Below are 18387 nucleotides of genomic sequence, written 5' to 3' on the forward strand. Positions count from 1 at the left end.
GTGGGCATTCACCGCCCCAACGGCGCGCCGGAGGTTTGCGGCACTCGCGGAGCATCGGAGGGTGCCGGCAGGTTCAACCCGGACCGGTGCCCATTCGCAGAGTGGTCCGCGGTCAGCCCGCCCGTCCTTGTACGGCCACCGGATTATCTGTGGCCATTCCAGTGGTGACCGTGATGCCCGTGGTGGTGGCCGTAGGGATGGCCGTGGCGCCAGTGATCGCCGTAGGGCTGACGCTCGTCGCAGCGGCCTTTGTATCGGCCGTAGGGATCCAGGTCGCAGTGGTGGCCTTGGGATACGGAATGGATTTCCGGGTTCATGGCGCTTGCGCCTGCAGGCTGCGCCGACATTGTCACGGGAACGATAAGGCTGAACGCTGCCAGCGAGGCGGCCGCGAGAGCATTTTTGAGCATGGGACATCTCCGTATCTGGTGATGGGAGCCCGGCGTGGTGCCTGGACTTACGGAGCGTCGAATCGGCTACCGGGAACATGTCGAATCGACGGCTATGTCCTAAGACGCTAGCTGAGCGCATCCGGAATGGTCATCCCATGGAGGCAAAAGCCGGGAACCGGATGGTTAAGTAATTCGACAGGTCGATAATTCCGGCTTTTGCGTGATATGCGGCACCAGTGACGGCGAGCGGATCGCCAAGGCTCACGATGAGCTTCAGGTCCGTCGTGGGCGGTCGCCTCCAGGTGAGTGCGAGACCGGCGCCGGGTCAGCCGGGTGTCTGGGCGGTTTCCAGTTTCTGGATGATCGGGGTGAGCAGGGCGTTGAGCTCTCGGGCGAGGGCGGCGACTGCCAGGCGTGCGGTGCCGGGGAGGGACTTGGAAGGGCCGTCGGGGGCGGGTGGCAGGGCGTCGAGGGGGACGGGCGCGTCGATGAGCAGGGTGGTGCGTAGGAAGGGGGCGCGGGTGAGGTCCTGGTCGGTGGGCTCGAGGTACTGGCCGAAGGTCTGCGGCCACTCGCGCCAGCCACGGTCGCGCCACCATTCGCGGGAGGCGGTGAGCTCGGCGGGCAGTGGTGACACGAGCAGGATGTGGGCGGTGAGCGTGCCGTCCCAGGGGTTGCGGTCGCAGGCGGCGGACAGGACGCGCCGGTGCCGGCGCACGTACGGTGGCGAGGGTGTGATGGCGAGCCGCCACGCGGTGCAGGCGAAGGTGACCGGCGCGATGTCGCCCCACGAGCTCTCGAACGCCGCGACGTTGCGCTCTACATGCTGCGCGTAGTGGCTCGACCCGTCGGTCGCGAGTTCGCGATCGTGGCCGTGGTCGATCCAGAAGGCATCGTGCTCGCCCATGCGTTCCTCTCCGCCGCCCGGCGCCGACCTGGCGTGCGTGTCCAGGAGCAAAGCGGACAGCGAGAGCTCGCCGGCGAAGGTGTCAAGAGGAGCGGTCGAGCCGGCCGAGGATAGTGGGCACCGCCTCAGGCGCGATCGAAGCTGACCGAGCCGTGGATGTCGCCGGCCTGGATCACTGGGCCGGTGATCTGGGCTTCGCCAGATATCGTGTTGGACACGTCACGCCTCTGCTGGATGATGTGCGCGGCTTCGGTCGTCCATCTGTGAAGCTCTTTTCCGAATTCGGGGTCTATCGCTGCCAGGTCGACGAGGAGCCCGGCGATCTCATCCGGCTTGTCGGAATCGGCTTGTTCCAGCGCTGTGACCGCCGCCGATTCTCGTCCGAACCGTCGCCGCGCGAGGGTGGTCAGCGACGCCCAGGCACCCTTGCCCAGCTCACCCGCCGCCCCGCCGATCAGCGCGGACAGTATCCCGGTGAGCACGGTGGGGTCCATCACATCTCCCTGCGACCATCGTGGGTCAGACCTTCCCCGGAGGGTGGGGGCGCCAGCGGAGGTCTCGCGGCGAGTGGTGGATACGCCTCGTCGTGGAGCCTCCTGGCCAAGGTAAGGGGAGACAGGAGAAAAGTGTAGTAACGCGGCTGAAGTGTAGCGGTTGGACCGTTCATCCGGGAGTTCCTGAACGTCCCTCCGGGAGGAACCTCGTAGTGCTGACATCCGCGGAGGGAGGTCGAATCTCGCCCCCCTCCTTTGCGGTGTCATATCATCTGGTCTACTGGACGCCAGCAATTCCTGGGATGAACGGTGCCACGTGCGTCATCCAGATGGCCGCCGACAGCAGCGCTGCTGCCAGCACATAGTCTCGTGCTTTCACGTATATCCCTAACTGTGTGGACGTGTTACGGCCGAACCTCTTTGTTCGATTCGTACAGCCCCAAATCCTAGTTGCTCGGCGCTCGGCGCGCCACCATTCCCGCCTTGCACACGCATGTTGGAGAATTATGGGATAAGGCGAGTGGTGTGCGTTTTGTCCGATCGGTAACTGCTGCGATAGCGTTGCGAGCTTTCTGGCGGGAGGTCTTCGGTGTTACGAATCTGCCGCTTCAGGAAAGCCGTGTAGGCGGGTCCGGAGGCCCCGTGCCTCGGGGACGCCCAGGTGCTCATAGAGCTCCAGGGCTTGGCGCCAGAGCCGCCGGGCTTGGGAGCGGTCGCCGATCCGGTCGAGTGCGGAGCCCAGCTGCCGCAATGCCTGAGCTTCCTGGTGGACGTCGCCGATGCCTTGGGCGACACGCAGCGCTTCGTCGTAGAACTTGAGCGCGGTGTGATGGCGAGCCGCACGCTGATGGGCGTCGCCGATGCCCAGCAGGGCACGCGCCTGTTGCTGCCGCTCCAGAAGCTCCGTGGAGATGTGCAACGCCTTCTGGTGATGGATGAGCGCGGGCCCGTCGTTCCCGATGCTCGCATAGCAGGAGCCGACGCTGTTGAGCGTGTGCGCTTCGCATCGCCGGTCGCCGATATCGCGATAGAGGCGCAAGGCGCTCCTGTAGCGTTCCAGCGCCTCTCCATGACGGCCGAGATGCTGCAGTACGTTGGCCGTGTTGTGCAGCAGAGTGGCCCTGTCCTTGGGGCCCGTCTCTGTGGCGAGGGCGGATGCCTCCTCGTAATACTTCAATGCGCTGGTGTATTGGCCGAGGCGTGCCTCCAGCTCGCCGATGTTGTTCAACACCACCTGACGGCCATGGAGGTCGCCGTCCTTCTCATGCAGTGCGAGAACTTCCCGCAAGCGGTCGGACGCCGCTCGGTACTCTCCTCTGTCGTGGGCGATGCCGGCGATGTGGTTCAGGCTCAGAGCCTGGCCGTAGCGGTCATCGATCGCCCTTCTGATATCGAGCGCCTGCTCGAAATAACCCAGCGCCACATCGAATTCCGAGCGGTGCCAGTGAGCCCGGCCGCTCTGGTCGAGGAGCTCCGCGACACCGTGCTGATCGTCCCGTCCGCGCTGGATGCGCAGGGCCTGGGTCGCCACGTCAAGGCATTCGTCGAGCCGGCCGTCCCGCCAAAGCACCTCGCTGAGGTCGGTCATGGCACGTGCGACTCCCCGCTCGTCGTCCAGTCGCCGCCATGCCTCGATCGCGCTCGCGTGAACACGGATGGCATCCGCCCAGTGTCCCCAGAAGCTGAGGTGGCGACTCAGCACATGAGGGAACATCGCGGCGTGCCGTGTCCAGCCATGTTTCGCGGCATAGCGGGTCAGCCGCAGGAGATCGTCGAGTTCCGTGCTCAACCATTTCCGGGCTTGGTCCGCGGTCGCGATGTCGGGTGATGTTCGCGGTGGAATATCCACCTCAACGGGGATGCGCACCCGGTGCTGGTAAAGGAGCCGGTCCGCACGGTCCGCCAGGAAGAGGTGGTAATCCAGGATGCGCTGAAGGGCGCCCGTACGCTCGCCCTCCGACTCCTGATGGGACAGCGAGACGGCGTAGTCGCGGATCAGATCATGAAAGCGATATCGGCCGCGTCGCGGTTCGGCGATCAGATGGTGGTCCAGAAGGTCGTCGAGGAGATTCTCCGCGTCAGCGAGGGGCGATTCCAGCAGCGCTGCCGCGCAATGGGCGGTCAGTTCCATCCCCGGATGGAGCCCGAGTCGGCCGAACGCCCGCCGCTGGGCTTCGGTGAGCCCTTGATAGGAGAGATGGAATGCGGCGGTGATTTCGCGGTTCTCGGCTCTGATCTCGGCCAGGCGCTGGTTGTCCCGTCCCAGCCGTTCCGCCAGATCGGCGACGCTCCACGCTGGGCGGTGCCGGAGCCTGCCGCCGACCAGCTGGATGGCGAGAGGGAGGTGGCCGCAGAGCCGCGTCACCGCGGCGACGTGCTCGGCTTCGAGCTCGCGACCCGTGCCGGCGGCACGATGAAGAAGCGTGGCGGCGTCCTCCGGAGGCAGGACGTCCAGCGAGAGCGACTCGACGCCCTCCAGGCCGGCCAGTCTCCGCCTGCTCGTGACGATGACCAGACAGCCGGGCACGCCGGGCAGTAGGTGGCGGATCTGCTGATGCCCCGTCGCGTCGTCCAGCACGATGAGAACTCTGCGTCCGGCCAGTCGCTCGCGCCACAGCCCGGCCCGCGCGTCCAGTTCCTCGGGGATCTCGCTTCCGGGCACGCCGAGATGGTGAAGCAGCCGGTCGAGGGCGGCGGCCGGCTCGACCGCCTCGTGGTGGGCATGGTGACCGCGCAAGTCGAGATAGAGCCGGCCGTCGGGATACCGGGCGGCAAGACGGTGCGCCACGTGTACGGCGAGCGAGGTCTTGCCGACCCCCGCCATGCCGTCGATGGCCAGCACGGGCACCGCCGCCTCCGCGAGCACTTTGTCGGACGTCAGGAAGGCGACTTCGGCCGCCCTGCCGGTGAAGGTGGGGACATCGCGCGGCAGATCGTTGGGAGGAGGATTCTCCGCCGTCCCTCGTGCCCCGGCTTCGGGCAGGAGCGTGGGGTCGCGGCGGAGAATGCGCTGATGCAGTTCCTGCAGTTCGGTCCCTGCCTCGGTGCCGAGGTCGTCGACGAGTCGTTTCCGCGCTTGCCGGTAGGCCGCCAGCGCGTCCGCCTGACGCCCGCCGGCATACAGCGCTCGCATGAGAAGCTCGACGAGCTTCTCGTCGAAGGGGAAGCGGGTGACGAGTTCGGACAGCTCCGCGATCGGCCGGATGTGGTCACCGTGGCCGAGTTCGAGTGTGATGCGCTCGATGGTGCAGCCGACCAGCTCGTCTTCGAGATTCTTGCGAGTCGTGTCGGCCCACGAACCCTGGAGGCCTGCCAGTGGTTCCCCGCGCCACAGGTTCGCCGCTTGCTGGTAGAGCCGAAGAGCGTGATCGGGATCGCCACTCGCCGCCGATTGCCGGGCTTCCGTACGCAGTCTGCGGAACCGGTGATAATCGATGTTTTCGACGTCCGTTTCCAATATGTAGGCCCCGGAAAGGTGGTACAGGTGCGTGCCTTTGTCTTCGCCGATATCATGGAGGCGGCTCCGCAGGCGGGCAATGTGGGTCTGTAAATGAGCTCGTGCTTTCTCCGTTGGGTTGCCGTCCCACATCTTGCCGATGAGTGATTGCGCCGAGACCGGGCGCCCCGGCGTCATGAGGAGAACCGCCATGACGAGCCGTTCCCTGGCCCAGCCCAGGTCATGGCGCCGTTCGCAGGACCAGAGTTCCACTGGACCCAAAATGCGAAATTCCATTCGAGTCTCTTCTCGGGACGTCGCCCTTCCGTGCCCGGTAGTTTTTCACCGGCCGCGCGATAGATCCAGTGCCTGACCGTGGGTGTAGTAAAAGCGTCTCTTACTCGAAGTGGTTCCGCGTGTAAAACGCAAGTCCGCCGCAAGGATTTCCGCAAGGCGTGGGGCCGACGCTTGCGATGAGGGCGAGGGGGCCTCGTCCGAACAGCCGAGGGCCGGCGAGGGGGCTGGGTATACCAATGTCTGATCAGGAATGGCGTCGGGTTCCGATCGGGCTCGACGCGCGCAGATGGGTGACACGCCCCAACTGCAAGGCGGTTCTCGTGGTGGTCCACACCGTCACATCGGGACAGCGGCTGCTGGAAACCATGCGACTTGTCGAGTCGGACCTGCGGATCCAGGTGGTCTTCACGATGGCCCCTGATGTCTTCGGCAATGGGGTGGCCGAGTTCCTGGATGGCCTGCGTGTGATCCGCTTACCCTGGCGTCAGGCGACGCAACAGCGATTCGATCTTGCTCTCGCGGCCGCCTTGGGAGCGGTGCACGAGATTCACGCGCCTTTGATCGTCATGCCCCATGGCGCCGGCTTCAACAAGCTGGTCAGGGCGCGCGAAGGTGCTCGCGCTGTCGGCGGAGCCGTCGCGTACGGGCTCGACACGCAACGGTTGGTCTACGACGGCGCGGTCGTCCCGGCGGCGATCGTCCTGTCCCACCGGTCCGAACTGGGACGGCTCGGCCGGACGTGCCCGGAGGCGGTGCCTTCGGCCGTCGTGGTCGGTGACTCGTCATACGACCGGTTGGCCGTGAGCCTGGCGCATCGAGCCGCCTACCGCAGGGCGCTGGCGGTCAGGCGGGACCAAAAACTCGTCGTGGTCACCTCAACGTGGGGATCGCAGTCGCTGTTCGGGCGGCGCTCGGACCTGCTGCCTCGCCTGCTGTCCGAGTTGCCCGAGGAGCAGTTCCGCATCGTGGCGCTTTTTCACCCTAATGTCTGGTTTGGGCATGGTGTGTGGCAGGTGAGAACGTGGCTCGCGGACTGCCTGCGGCAAGGGCTCGGCCTGGTGCCGCCCGAGGCGGACTGGCGATCGGTGCTCGCCGCGGCCGACCTGATCATCGGTGATCACGGATCGGCGACCCTGTACGGGACCGTCACCGGAGCTCCGGTGGTGCTCGCGAGCTTCCCCGAGTCCGAGGTGGATCCGGCCTCCGCGCAAGGCGAACTCGCCGCCGTCGCGCCGCGGCTGACCCCGCACGAGTCCCTGTACGGGCAACTGACCAGGGTGAGCGCCGAGTTCCGGGACGACCGGTACAAGAGCGTGGTGGAGCGGATCACCTCGGCGCCAGGTCGCTTCGACCGCAACATGCGCCGGCTCATGTACCGGCTGATGCGCTTGAAACAGCCCGCGACCATCACGGCGACCGCACCGGCCGCTGTGCCGTTCCTCCTGAACCATTGCGCTGTTCACGGAGGTCCACCTGGTCTCCCGCCGTTCGCGGCGGCGGTCCAGCCGTGCTGCACGACCAGCCCCGGAGGTACCCGGGCAAGCCGGGGCAAGCGGACATGACGACGCACCCGCCACGCCCGGTGAACACCTCGGCCGGCTCTTCCTCTGCCGTCACGAGCCTTTCCTGTCGATCGGAGATGGAGGCGAACGTGCTCGAGAAGCTTGTCGCCGTTCATTTGTTTCGGCTCCAGGACGTGTTCCACATGAGGCGTACCGCGTCCATGACGCGAACGGCGACGGTGCGGCTCAGCGCACCGGCGATCCTCGTGATTCCCCGGGAGGGGCCGCTCCGCGAACCCCACTTGATGGTCTTCACGGGTACGCGGGGCTACTGCGCGATGCCGCCGGGCACGCTCGTCTCCGAGGGCGTTCATGTCGTCGTCCATCTCGATGACGGTCTGGACGAAGGATGGCGCGAGGCCGCGGACGTGGTGGTCGGGGCCAGGAGGCGCCCGTACCCGTTCCAGGCCCACCGGGTGACCCGCATCCTTGACCGCTACCCCGGCTGCGAGGTCGCCACCGGCAGGCGGCGGCGGGGCTGCCTGGTGGGACTGCGTGACGGGCGACTCGCGAAGATCACCGAAGTGGGTGGGTCAGCGGCCGGCGCGGGCCTGGGGCCGGCGGTGTACGGATCGTTCCTCTACGGATGGCTGGTCGCCGGCATACCGCTTCGGTGCCTGACGACCGCGTCGGTGATCCTCGGCCGTTACATCGGCTCGGCCGCAGGCACGCCGGGTTCGCTGGAGGTCGCCGGCCGGGCACAGATCCGGCTGACCGATCCCTTCCCGGGAAGCGCGCGAAGGAGCGTCTCATGACATCGATGTCCCCGGGCGGCCCGCGAGAGGGCGGACGCACGACACGGAAGATCGTGGTCGCGGGTGCCGTCAGCTTCTACCTGTCGGTCGGTGTGCCGGGCTTCCCCCTGCGCTACTCCTCGAAGTGCACGCCACGCTGGATGGCCGGAGGGGTGTCCGGAGCGGCGGGTCACATCGCGCGTATCCTCCGCACGCTGGAGGAGGACGTACGCCTGTGCACGGTCGTCGGACGCGATATCCTCGGTGTGGAGATACGCGCGGAGCTGGACCGGGTCGGGTTGCTCGGCCCCGAGGTGGTCGACGGTCCGGCGTCGTCCATGGGAGTGGCCCTGGTCGCACCCGATGGGAGCCGTATGGGTCTTCCCCACCTCGCGCCGGTGAACGGGATCACTTATCCGTTCGAGGTGATGGGCGCGGTGGCACGCGACGCCGACCTGCTGGTCCTGACGAACGCGAAGTTCGTACGGGCCATGGTCGCTTCGGCGGCCCTGCTCGGCGTGCCCATCGCGGTGGACGTCCATCTCATCGCGGACCTGACGGACGAGTACAACCGGCCCTGGCTTCAGGCGGCCGAGATCGTCTTCTGCAGCCACGAGCTGCTTCCCTGCCCGCCTGAGGTGTGGGTGGCGAGAGTCTTCGACCACTACCCGAGATGCCGGTTGACGTGCGTGGGGATGGGAGCGCGAGGCGCGTTGCTGGGCACGCGTGACGGGATGCTGGTACGGGTGGAGGCGGTGACGCCACGGGGAGTCGTCAACACTTCAGGGGCGGGCGACGCGTTGTTCGCCACCTTCCTTCACGTGTGGCTGCGTACGAAAGACCCGGTGCGCGCCCTGCAGACGGCCGTGCTGCACGCGGGCTGGAAGATCGGAACCCGCCTTCCGGTGACCGCGTCGCTGACCGACGGGGAACTCGCGGAACTGCGCAACTCGCATCCACCCACAACCGTTCTCGGACGCTGGGATGGCGGTGGGTGGCCATGAGCCGCTGATCCGTGACAGCCGCGCCGGCCGCTCGAAGGCCGCTGAGCCGTCAGTCCGACCGTTCAGAACTCGGCGTACCGGCTCACTCGCTCGTCTGCTCCGACCTTCCCATTCGTGCGACGATCTGCCGCGCCTCCTCGTGGTACCGGCGCGCGTCGTCCCTCCTGCCTTCTGACAGGGCAAGGTTTCCTAGTTCCCGCAGCGCGAGCGCCTCACCGGTGGCGGAACCGCTGTCCCTCATGAGGTGCAGGCCCTGCAGCAGCAGATCGGATGCGACCGCACCGTCTTTGGCTCGCGCACGGCCGAGCAGGATGAGCACGCGTGCCTGATTGTGCGGATCCGCCTCCGCCCCCAACAGGCTCCGCGCCTCCGTCAGATGCGCGACGGCCTCTTCCTCACGCCGCTTCTCGATCAGAGCCTCGCCGAGATCGCACAACGTGAGAGCGACCCTGCGGGACTCCTTCTCCTCGCGATAGCCGTCCAGCGCTTCGCCGAACAGCGTTATCGCCATGTCGAGACGGCCGAGATCCTTCTCCACCAGCCCCAACCGCCGCAGCGTACCCGCGACACGCTGCCGGTTGCCTATACGGCGCCAGATGCGCAGCGCCTGGCGGAAGTCATCGGCCGCTTCCTCCGTCCGGCCCAGCTCGCGCAGTGCCAGCCCTGTGCGGTTCAGCATCTTGGCCTCGGCAAGAGCGTCGGAGCACGCTCGTGCCGCCTCCAGCCCCAGTTGGTCCACCTCCAACCGTTCGGCGTGGTGGCCTCGGTAGAGGAACAGCGGCCACATCTCGTCCACGAGCTGCCACGCCACGCGGAACGCCCCGCGATCGAACGCGGTTCGTACAGCCGTGCGCAGGTTGCGGAACTCGTTTTCCAGCCAGTCCAGCGCCTGCGCCGGGCCGGAGAAAACGAAAGGTTCAGCAGGTATGTGCTCCACCACCGGTGCGGGTGAGCCCCGATACGGCAGTATGACCCGGCTCGCGGTGGACGCGGTGTGCAGGAACCAGTCCAGTGCGCGTCGTACGGTCTCGTCGAGAACGGCCGGAGCCTCGTCCTGCTGGGCCATTTCACGAGCGTGGAGCAGGGTGAGGTCGTGGAACTTGTAGTTTCCACCGGTGACGTCGTCCAGCAGATTGGCGTCCACCAATACCCCGAGCAGTTGCCTGATGCGCGTACGGGGAAGCCCGACCGTGGCGGCGGCTGCCCAGCTGTCGAAGGGCGCGCCCGGGAAGAGCCCGAGTAGCCGGTAGACCCGTGCCTCCGGCGGCGAAAGCTCGCGGTACGACAGCATCAGGGCGGCGCGGATCGTAATGTCCTCCTCCACGGAAAGCGCGTTGAGGCGCTGCCTTTCCTGCCTCAGCGCATCGACCATCTCGCCCACCTCCCAGGTCGGCCTGGTCGCGAGCCGCGCGGCGGCCACGCACAGCGGCAGCGGGAACCGCGAGCACAGTTCGACGAGTTCCACGGCGGCGTCCGGCTCGCTCTCGACGCGGTCGTCGCCGAGGGTACGTCTCAGTAGTTCCAGCGCTCCCTCGGCGCTGAGCCGATCGAGCTGTACGCCGCGAGCGCCGCGCAGGAGCAGGCCCGCGAGCCGCCAGCGGCTGGTGACCACGGCCACGCTGTTGGCCGAGGCAGGAAGCAGAGGACTGACCTGGGCGGCTGAGAGGGCATCATCCAGCACGATGACCAGACGACGTTCACTGACGACCGATTGGAAGAGCGCCGCGCGCTCCGCCAGGCCTGCGGGGATGCGCTCCGGGGCGATACCGAATGCCCGGATGAAATGTCCCAGCACCTCCGTCGGCTCGACGGGCTCGTCCGCCGCGTGCCCGCGCAGGTCGGCGTAGAGCTGGCCGTCGGGAAAGGTGTGACGCTCGCGGTGCGCCCAGTGCAGCGCCACCGCTGTCTTGCCGATGCCGGCCGGGCCGCTGACCAAGGCGACCTTGGGCACGCCCGGGCCACGGTGGTCGGAGCGTACGGAATCGAGGAGTGCCAGTGCTTCGACGCGGTCCACCAGGATGCTGCCCGCCGGGAGCTGGGACGGCTTTGGCAGGGGCTCGAATCCGTGATGCACATGGATTCCGCCCCGGACATCGCGTGCTTGGACTACAGGTCCCAGAACCGACCCACTCAAGTCGTTGACATGACCATCAGGGGTGTCGTCGTCGCCGGAACCGCTATTCATCACCCTGCACACATCGTGGGACGGGAAGCCTGGTGAACGCGCTCGGCCAGTGGATGGCCGTCACCTGTCGACATTGAATCGGACTTCTATGCTTGCTCGTGCCCTAAGGCCCCGTCAAGGTGGATCGCTCCCTTGCTCTGGCTGGGAGATACCCGATTGCCCCGCGACCGCGGACTCGATCGCGTACGAAGAGCGCAGGACGTCCGATCAGGATCGCCACCCGGCCATGGCCTGGCGGGGCCGGTTGCCTAGGAGCGGGCACCTGCCCCGCCGCCATGATGGCTAGGGGAGTTTGCCGAGGGCGTGGGCGAGGGTGGTGGCGGTGTCGGCGATGAGCTTGTTGTCGCCGAGGGCGTCGGCGGCCTTGTGGGTGGTGTAGATGGCCATGATCAGCGGTGCGGCGGACTCCGAGGTCTGGATGACGGCGATGTCGTTGGCGGCCCCGTAGGTGTCGGAGGTGCCGGTCTTGTCGCCGATGATCCAGGTCTTGGGCAGTCCGGCGCGGATCCGTGCGTCACCGGTCGTGTTCCCGCGGAGCCAGCCGATCAGCTGCGCCTGGTCCTTGGCGTCGAGCGCTGTGCCGAAAGTGACTTTTCGCAGGTTGCCGGCCATGGCGGCGGGGGTGGTGGTGTCCCGCTTCTCCTTGGGATTCCAGTTGTTGAGCTCGGTCTCCCAGCGGTCCAGGCGGGTGATCGGGTCCTTCAGCGCGCGGAAGTACCTCGTCAGTCCCGCCGGGCCGCCGACTTGCTTCAGCAGCATGTTGCCCGCGGTGTTGTCGCTGTAGTCGATGGCGGCCGCGCACAGTTGGGCGACGGTCAGTCCATCGTCCACGTGCTTCTCGGTGATCGGTGAGTTGGCTTTGAGGTCGCTGCTCTTCCAGTGGATGACCCGGTTCATCAGCCCCGGGTCGGACGTGCGGGCCTTCCGCAGCACCGCGGCGGCCGCCAGCGCCTTGAAGGTGGACAGCAGCGGGAAGCGCTCGCCGGACCGGTAGTTGATCGTCTTGCCCGTGGCCGTGTCGACGGCGTACGCCCCGATGCGGCTCTTGGTGGACACCTCCAGCGCGCGAAGCCGCCGGCGAGCGTCGGCCTGGCCGGACGCCCCCGCCCGCAGGTCGTCGAGGACGGCCTGCCCGGTCCAGGAAGCCGCGCTCCGTGGGAGCGTCTGGCTGTCGGCCGAAGCGGAGTTCGCACCGTAGGCGGCACCGCTCGCCAGAATGGATATCGCCAGTCCGGTCGCTTTCAGCATCGCGGGGAAGCGGCGGGTACGGGGGTGTCGCATTCCATGTCCTTGCTCTTGATCAGTAGGAGGAGAGAGCAAAGCAGACTGCACGAGTTGATGTCCAATATCGATATTAGTCATGTATTGATATTGGAATGCGTATCAGCACAGCTCACAGTGGGTCTCGGTGCCATGGAGCGGTATTTGCACCGCCGATCATCGTCCGCGGGCACGAGAACCGCTCGATCGCTGTGCCGTCTCCACGGCGGACCCGCCGTTCCTTCGAGGATGCGGAGGGTCCGCCGCTCGCGGCGAAGTCGGGTGGCTGGTGATTCGCGCCTCCGGCTACGCGTTACGCCGGGCGTCGTATCTGTGTGTCGACGAAGGAATGCCGGACGTTCTCGCGCCACCGCATCGTCGATCGCGCTGTTCAGGGTGGTGTGAAGGTCCGGGTCGGATAGATCACCGGTGGTCGCCGTGACCGTGGTGCCAGTGGTGGTGCCCGTACGGATGACCGTGGTGCCAATGACCGTGGTGCCAGTGATGGTGGCCGTACGGATATCCCTGGTGGCAGTGGCGGTGGTGGCCGTACGGACCATGGTGGTGGCAGGGGTGGGCTTCCGATATTTGCCGGCCGGTGGCGGCGCCGGCGGGCTGGGCCGGCGTCACCGCGGGAACGACGAGGCTGAACGCTGCCAGTGAGCCGGCGGCGAGAGCGTGCTTCAGCATGGGTTCACTCCGTTTCTGACGGTCGGGCCCGGCGTGATGCCTGGACCCACGGAGCGCCGAATCGGTTCCCGGGAATGTCGAATCGACGTGTACGTTTCGAGACGCTAGTCGAGGAGGATGCGAAACGTCACCTCGGAGAGGCCAAGCCAGAGTTCGGGATCTTTAGCGTTTAGAGCCACCGATAATCGGGATTTACCGCAATATAAGCCGCCGTGGGTTGGTATTTCCGCTGCTGACCTCCGGCTGTGATTTTGGCGCTCGATCGGCGTTCTGATGACCTGTTGAGGCCGAGCACTGACCCTCCTCTGACATCCCGCTGTTCATGACCAGATGGGTCGGGTGATGCCACGTGAAACAACCGAGAGCCGATCCGCGTCTACGGGAGCGTGCCCGGCACGGTGAGGGAGCCGATCCGCTGGAGGACCGGTGGGCGACCTTCGCGTTGATGTGTTGACGGTCTGAAGGGATGTCGGGTGAGGAGTTACTCGGAGGTGTCGCGCATTTCGGCCTGAAGTTGTCGCATGCGGTCGATCTCGATGCGCTGGTCGGCGTCGACGTGGGTGGCGAACTGGTAGGTCTCGGGTTCCTGGCCGCCATTGTCGGCGAACAGCTTTTCCACCATTCCGAGCGCACCCGTGTGGTGGTAGATCATGAACTTGACGAAGAGCTTGTCGAACTCGGTGCCGGTGGCCTTCTTCAGTTCGGCGAGTTGCTCGTCGGTGAGCATCCCGGGCATCAGGTCACCGCCGTGCGTGTGGCCGGAGGTCCCGTTCGGCACCTGCTTGAGGCGTGCCTGGAGCCAGTGCTGGATCAGCGTGATCTCGTCCTCCTGCGAGACCTTGATCCGTTCGGCGAGCAGGGTCAGGTCCTTGCGTGTGGTGCGGGCGGGGACCATGCCGGCCATCACCAGGGCTTGGGCGTGGTGCAGGACCATCCCTTGCATGAAGCGCACGTCCGCCTCGGTGTACAGCTGCCCCTCCGGTTGCGGGACCTTGTCATCGGTGAGCACCTGGCCCGGTTCACCTGGCGCGCCCGGCTGAACGACCGCCGGCGCACGCTCGCTCACCTGCGCGGATCCCGCGGGCGAGCAGGCCGAGAGCAGGGTGACGGGCACGGTGGCGAGAAGAGCGAGCGGGAGCAGACGCCGTAACGGGGATGACGAGAACAACACCTGAACCCGCTTTCGGCCGGTTAGACGATGGAAGTCCGGAATCAAGATGTATCGCAGGGTATAGCACATTTTTAACGCTTACCTTATGGTTTCCCTACCGATGTGTGGATCTTGACGGCTTAGGGACGTATGAGCATCTAGTTCCCATATCGCGCTGTGTTGGTCACGTCAATGGAGTCACCGGAGGAACTGCGCCCATGAGGAATGGCCTTGCGGCACGTTGGGGACGTGCTGGTTTAAGCAAGCTAGGGGTGATGGTCGCCACGGGGGCGATCGTGGTCGGGCTGCTTCCCGCCACAGCCATGGCGGACGCGGATCCGCGCATCGAGCTCGGTGCTGGATGGCTGGACGCGCAGGAGGCCAGTAGCGGGCTGCAGCGACTGGCGCACCGCGACAGACCAGAAGGATTCTTCCAGTCCACGAACATCGGGAACCTCTCGTACGCCAACTCGGACATGGCGTTCGGCGGCGACTACGCGTTCGTGGGCAACTTCAACGGGTTCAACATCTACGACATCTCCACCCCGGCGAACCCGGTGCTGACCACTTCGGTGGTGTGCCCGGGCGGGCAGGGCGACATGTCGGTATACGGGAACCTGCTGTTCATGTCGGTCGAGGAGACGCGCGGCCGGCTCGACTGCGGGACGCAGGGCGCAAGCGGGACGGTCAACCCCGACCGGTTCCGTGGCGTCCGGGTCTTCGACGTGAGTGACATCCGGAACCCGGTTCAGGTGGCCGCGGTGCAGACCTGCCGCGGATCGCACACCCACTCGCTCGTGACCAGCAAGAACGACCCGGACAACGTCTACGTGTACGTCTCGGGCACCTCCAGCGTCCGGTCGGGGAGTGAGCTGGCCGGCTGCGCCAACACGGCCGCGACCGACCCGAACACGGCGCAGTGGCGGATCGACGTCATCAAGGTGCCGCTGGCGGCGCCCGAGACCGCCGCGATCGTGAGCCAGCCCCGGCTGTTCACCGACCCCGAGACCGGTGCCGTCAACGGGCTGCAGAACACCCCGCAGACGCCGCGGCACCCGTCCGGCTCGAGCTGGTCGCCGCAGCCGGTCACCACCCACTGCCACGACATCACGGCGTATCCGGAGATCGGGCTCGCCGCGGCGGCGTGCGCGGGCAACGGCCTGCTTCTCGACATCTCCGACCCCGTCAACCCGGTCAGGCTCGACGAGGTCTCCGACCCGAACTTCGCGTACTGGCACTCGGCGACCATCAACAACGACGGGACGAAGGTCGTCTTCACCGACGAGTGGGGCGGCGGCACCGGCGCCCGTTGCCGCACGACCGACCAGCCCTCGTGGGGCGCGAACGCCATCTTCGACATCGTCGACCGCAAGATGACGTTCCGCAGCTACTACAAGCTCCCGGTCCCCCAGACTCTCCAGGAGAACTGCGTGGCCCACAACGGGTCCCTTGTCCCGGTGCCCGGACGCGACATCATGGTCCAAGCCTGGTATCAGGGTGGACTCTCGGCCTTCGACTTCACCGACTCGGCCAACCCGCGCGAGATCGCTTTCTTCGACCGCGGTCCGATCAACGCGGCCTCGCTGGTCACCGGCGGATTCTGGTCCGGCTACTACTACAACGGCAACGTCTACGGCAGCGAGATCGCCCGCGGTTTCGACACGTTCGCCCTGACACCGAGCAAGGACCTGGACCAGGCCGAGATCGACGCCGCGGCCCTGGTGCACTTCGACCGGTTCAACGCGCAGCACCAGCCGCAGGTGACGTGGCCGGCGAGCTTCGAGGTCGTACGGGCACGCTACGCGCAGGCGTTGCGCACCGGCACCATGAAGAAGAACGTCGCCGACAACGTCAAGAAGTTCGTCGACCGGGCCGAGCGGTTCAACGACGGGCCGCAGAAGCACGCCGCCGTGGCGCAGCTTCGGGCCGTCAGCAACCAGCTCAACCCCTACGACAAGGAGCAGGCGGCGCTGATCAAGGCCCTCCTCGACCTCGCCGACGCGCTCGGCTGACCTGAACGGGAGATCCACCCTTGAGAGGGGCGCCCACCCGGGTGCCCCTCTTCCATGTACGGGCCCTCAGCGTGCCGGACGCTCCTCGTCGAACCACCTGCGCAGCCGGGTGAAGATCGCCTGTAGCGCGCCGCTCTCGATCGCTCCTTGGATCGCGCCGTCGGAGAACCGCTCACCACGTACGAACGTGGTGGCCAGGCGGGCGGCGTCGGCCACGGGCGCGTCGGCCAGGCCGCGTGCGTCCGGGAACAAGGGGGTCGTGCGGTGCCATTCCGACCAGTTGAACACCACGACGACGTTCAGCTCGTACAGCAGGCCGATGACGGCGTTGATGGCGTCGCTGTAGACGGGGAAAGGGACCTGGACGGAGCCGTCGTCGAGCTTCTGCCCTCCATCCCAGGGCACCTGGAGGTCGGCCGTGGTGAGGGTGTCGACGAGGGCGAACAGACGCGCCCATCGTTCGGCCGGCTGGGCGGCGAGCGTCGAGGCGATCTCGCTGTCACCGGGCCCAGCGGAGCTGAGGGCCCGCTCGAAGGCGACGTACGCCTCGGCGGTGAACAGGACGAAGCGTACGTCCCTGACCTGCGACGGCATGGTGCGTACGGTGCTGATCGCGATGCGGGCGGCATCGTCCAAGGGCCATCCGAGGATCCCGGTGGACACCGCGGGGAACGCGACGCTGGCCGCGCCGAGCCCGTCGGCGACCCGGAGCGACTCGCGGTAGCAGGAGGCCAGCAGCCCCGAGCGGTCCTCGCTCGGGGAGAAGGCCGGTCCGGCGGTGTGGACGACCCAGCGGGCAGGCAACTCGCCCGCTGTGGTCGCCACGGCCTTTCCGGTCGGCAGCCCCTTGACGTACTGCGCGTCACGAAGTCGCCGGCATTCGGCGAGGATGTCGGGCCCGCCGCGCCGGTGGATCGCCCCGTCGACCCCGCCGCTGCCCTGGAGTGAGGGGTCGGCGGCGTTGACGACCGCGTCCACCCGCTGCTCGGTGATGTCACCCTGGACCAGCGTGATCCTCATGTGAACCGTCACTTTCGGCGATCGGCTTCGGGCCGTGGCATCTGTTCTCGTAGGACGGCAGCCCGTGACCCCGCTCGACGGAAGACGGTGCGGACCGCGCCCGGCCGAAGTGGAGGTGGGGTGAGTATGGCATGACGTTTTCCATCGAAAGCCGATATGCGGCCGGACGCATGGTCCGCCATGCGTGAGGACTTGCGCGTCACCTCGATGGCGGAAGCGAGAGCTCAGGGTGGCGTTGGAGTGTCAGTGGTTCTCCACGGCGCCGGCGAGGCGGGTGCGGCGGGCCGCACGGCGGTCGACGAAGCGGGAGGCGGAGACTTCCAGGCGGGCCAGGAATTCGGCGAGTTCCTCGCGGGCCTTCTCCGCTTCGCCGTCGAGGCCGGTGAGGTCGAAGACGGCCCACTGGCGCAGGACGGGCATGAGGACGTCGTCGAGGTGCAGGCGCAGGTCGTAGATTCCGGCGTTGGCGATGGTCATCGCCTTGCGGGTGAAGCCCTCGATGCCGGTGCCGGGCATCTGGAAGGTGGTCACCACGTCGGTGACGGCGCGCATGGTCTGGCTCGGAGCGAGCTGGAAGGCCGCGTTGAGCAGGTTGCGATAGAAGAGCATGTGCAGGTTCTCGTCGGCGGCGATCCTGGCGAGCAGGCGCTCGCAGTCCAGGTCCTGCGAGGCCTTGCCGGTGTTGCGATGGGACACGCGGGTGGCAAGCTCCTGGAAGGAGACGTACGCCAGCGAGTGCAGCACTCCCTCGTAGGAGTTGCTGAACCCCTCTCCCATATGCAGCATGCGTGCCCGCTCAAGGGCTACCGGGTCGACGGCCCGCGTGACCGTCAGGTAGTCGCGGATCGCGGTGCCGTGCCGGCCCTCCTCGGCGGTCCACCGGTGCACCCAGGTGCCCCAGGCCGCGTCCCGGCCGAAGGTCGTGGCGATCTCGTGGTGGTAGCTGGGCAGGTTGTCCTCGGTCAGCAGGTTGACGATGAGGGAGACCCGCGCCTCCTCAGGGATCGCCGAATCGGTCTCGTCCCACGCCTCGCCGCCGAAGACGCCGTCGTAGTCGCGGCCCCGCGACCACGGGACGTACTCGTGCGGGAACCATTCCTTGGCCACCTGGAGATGCCGGTCCAGCTCTCCGGCCACCACGGGCTCCAGCTCGAACAGCAACTCGGTGTCATTGAACGCACGCAAAGGATCTTCCCCTCGATAGGCTACGAAACCGTAACCTACGCTAGCGTAAGTTGAGGCCG

Annotated in this window: 13 protein-coding genes and 1 pseudogene; 5 read left to right on the forward strand and 9 right to left on the reverse strand. The window is 66.9% G+C overall.

All coding sequences use genetic code 11. The features are described from left to right. Positions 1-717: 717 nt before the first annotated feature. The 3 genes from AB0O34_RS17945 to AB0O34_RS17955 form a co-directional block, all read right to left on the reverse strand. Complete coding sequence (locus AB0O34_RS17945) at positions 718-1299, reverse strand: hypothetical protein (protein WP_363916509.1); 582 nt, start codon at positions 1297-1299, stop codon at positions 718-720. A gap of 125 nt (positions 1300-1424) precedes the next feature. After that, on the reverse strand, positions 1425-1793 hold the full coding sequence (locus AB0O34_RS17950; RefSeq protein ID WP_363916510.1) for a hypothetical protein: 369 nt from the start codon (positions 1791-1793) through the stop codon (positions 1425-1427). A 592-nt stretch (positions 1794-2385) separates the two neighbouring features. Further along, a complete protein-coding gene (locus AB0O34_RS17955) occupies positions 2386-5526 on the reverse strand; it encodes a tetratricopeptide repeat protein (RefSeq protein ID WP_363916511.1) in 3141 nt (1046 codons plus the stop codon). Between the two features lie 320 nt (positions 5527-5846). On the opposite strand from AB0O34_RS17955, the gene AB0O34_RS17960 reads away from it, so the two are divergent. The 3 genes from AB0O34_RS17960 to AB0O34_RS17970 all read left to right on the forward strand — a co-directional run bounded on the left by AB0O34_RS17960 (position 5847) and on the right by AB0O34_RS17970 (position 8826). Further along, a complete protein-coding gene (locus AB0O34_RS17960; RefSeq protein WP_363916512.1) occupies positions 5847-7088 on the forward strand; it encodes a hypothetical protein in 1242 nt (413 codons plus the stop codon). 89 nt (positions 7089-7177) lie between these two features. Further along, positions 7178-7843 (forward strand): hypothetical protein, encoded by a 666-nt coding sequence (locus AB0O34_RS17965; protein ID WP_363916513.1) that lies wholly within the window; start codon positions 7178-7180, stop codon positions 7841-7843. Continuing rightward, the gene (locus AB0O34_RS17970; RefSeq protein ID WP_363916514.1) at positions 7840-8826 is read left to right on the forward strand and encodes a carbohydrate kinase family protein; all 987 of its coding nucleotides are present in this window, start codon (positions 7840-7842) and stop codon (positions 8824-8826) included. The genes AB0O34_RS17965 and AB0O34_RS17970 overlap by 4 nt, the downstream gene beginning before the upstream one ends. An 82-nt stretch (positions 8827-8908) precedes the next feature. Here the strand turns inward: AB0O34_RS17970 and AB0O34_RS17975 are convergent, their stop codons facing one another. Both AB0O34_RS17975 and bla read right to left on the reverse strand, forming a co-directional pair. Continuing rightward, the gene (locus AB0O34_RS17975) at positions 8909-11011 is read right to left on the reverse strand and encodes a tetratricopeptide repeat protein (protein WP_363916516.1); all 2103 of its coding nucleotides are present in this window, start codon (positions 11009-11011) and stop codon (positions 8909-8911) included. Positions 11012-11293: 282 nt separating this feature from the next. Next, positions 11294-12292, reverse strand: coding sequence for a class A beta-lactamase (gene bla / locus AB0O34_RS17980; protein ID WP_363916518.1), 999 nt, complete (start codon positions 12290-12292; stop codon positions 11294-11296). A 417-nt stretch (positions 12293-12709) separates the two neighbouring features. Here bla and AB0O34_RS17985 point away from each other — a divergent pair, with 417 nt between their 5' ends. Then, positions 12710-12934, forward strand: coding sequence for a hypothetical protein (locus tag AB0O34_RS17985; RefSeq protein WP_363916520.1), 225 nt, complete (start codon positions 12710-12712; stop codon positions 12932-12934). Positions 12935-13442: 508 nt separating this feature from the next. Here the strand turns inward: AB0O34_RS17985 and AB0O34_RS17990 are convergent. Next, positions 13443-14132 (reverse strand): DUF305 domain-containing protein, encoded by a 690-nt coding sequence (locus AB0O34_RS17990; RefSeq protein ID WP_363916521.1) that lies wholly within the window; start codon positions 14130-14132, stop codon positions 13443-13445. 254 nt (positions 14133-14386) lie between these two features. On the opposite strand from AB0O34_RS17990, the gene AB0O34_RS17995 reads away from it, so the two are divergent. After that, positions 14387-16123 carry a hypothetical protein gene (locus AB0O34_RS17995; protein ID WP_363916523.1) on the forward strand — a complete coding sequence of 579 codons (1737 nt, stop codon included), beginning with the start codon at positions 14387-14389 and terminating at the stop codon, positions 16121-16123. 66 nt (positions 16124-16189) lie between these two features. Here AB0O34_RS17995 and AB0O34_RS18000 read toward each other — a convergent pair whose 3' ends face one another. The 3 genes and pseudogenes from AB0O34_RS18000 to AB0O34_RS18010 form a co-directional block, all read right to left on the reverse strand. Next, positions 16190-16615, reverse strand: coding sequence for a DUF6508 domain-containing protein (locus AB0O34_RS18000; RefSeq protein ID WP_363916599.1), 426 nt, complete (start codon positions 16613-16615; stop codon positions 16190-16192). Positions 16616-16636: 21 nt separating this feature from the next. Further along, positions 16637-17143 (reverse strand): annotated as a pseudogene (locus tag AB0O34_RS18005) (O-acetyl-ADP-ribose deacetylase); the annotation flags it as partial. Positions 17144-17386: 243 nt separating this feature from the next. Continuing rightward, the gene (locus AB0O34_RS18010; RefSeq protein WP_363916525.1) at positions 17387-18328 is read right to left on the reverse strand and encodes an acyl-ACP desaturase; all 942 of its coding nucleotides are present in this window, start codon (positions 18326-18328) and stop codon (positions 17387-17389) included. Positions 18329-18387 lie beyond the last annotated feature (59 nt).

This window comes from Sphaerisporangium sp. NPDC088356 (assembly GCF_040685555.1).
GTDB lineage: Bacteria > Actinomycetota > Actinomycetes > Streptosporangiales > Streptosporangiaceae > Sphaerisporangium.

Coding starts and splice junctions, on each gene's coding strand:
- AB0O34_RS17945 (WP_363916509.1), bottom strand. CDS start 1,299: ATGGGCGAGCACGATGCCTTCTGGATCGACCACGGCCACGATCGCGAA.
- AB0O34_RS17950 (WP_363916510.1), bottom strand. CDS start 1,793: ATGGACCCCACCGTGCTCACCGGGATACTGTCCGCGCTGATCGGCGGG.
- AB0O34_RS17955 (WP_363916511.1), bottom strand. CDS start 5,526: ATGGAATTTCGCATTTTGGGTCCAGTGGAACTCTGGTCCTGCGAACGG.
- AB0O34_RS17970 (WP_363916514.1), top strand. CDS start 7,840: ATGACATCGATGTCCCCGGGCGGCCCGCGAGAGGGCGGACGCACGACA.
- AB0O34_RS17975 (WP_363916516.1), bottom strand. CDS start 11,011: ATGAATAGCGGTTCCGGCGACGACGACACCCCTGATGGTCATGTCAAC.
- bla (WP_363916518.1), bottom strand. CDS start 12,292: ATGCGACACCCCCGTACCCGCCGCTTCCCCGCGATGCTGAAAGCGACC.
- AB0O34_RS17995 (WP_363916523.1), top strand. CDS start 14,387: ATGGTCGCCACGGGGGCGATCGTGGTCGGGCTGCTTCCCGCCACAGCC.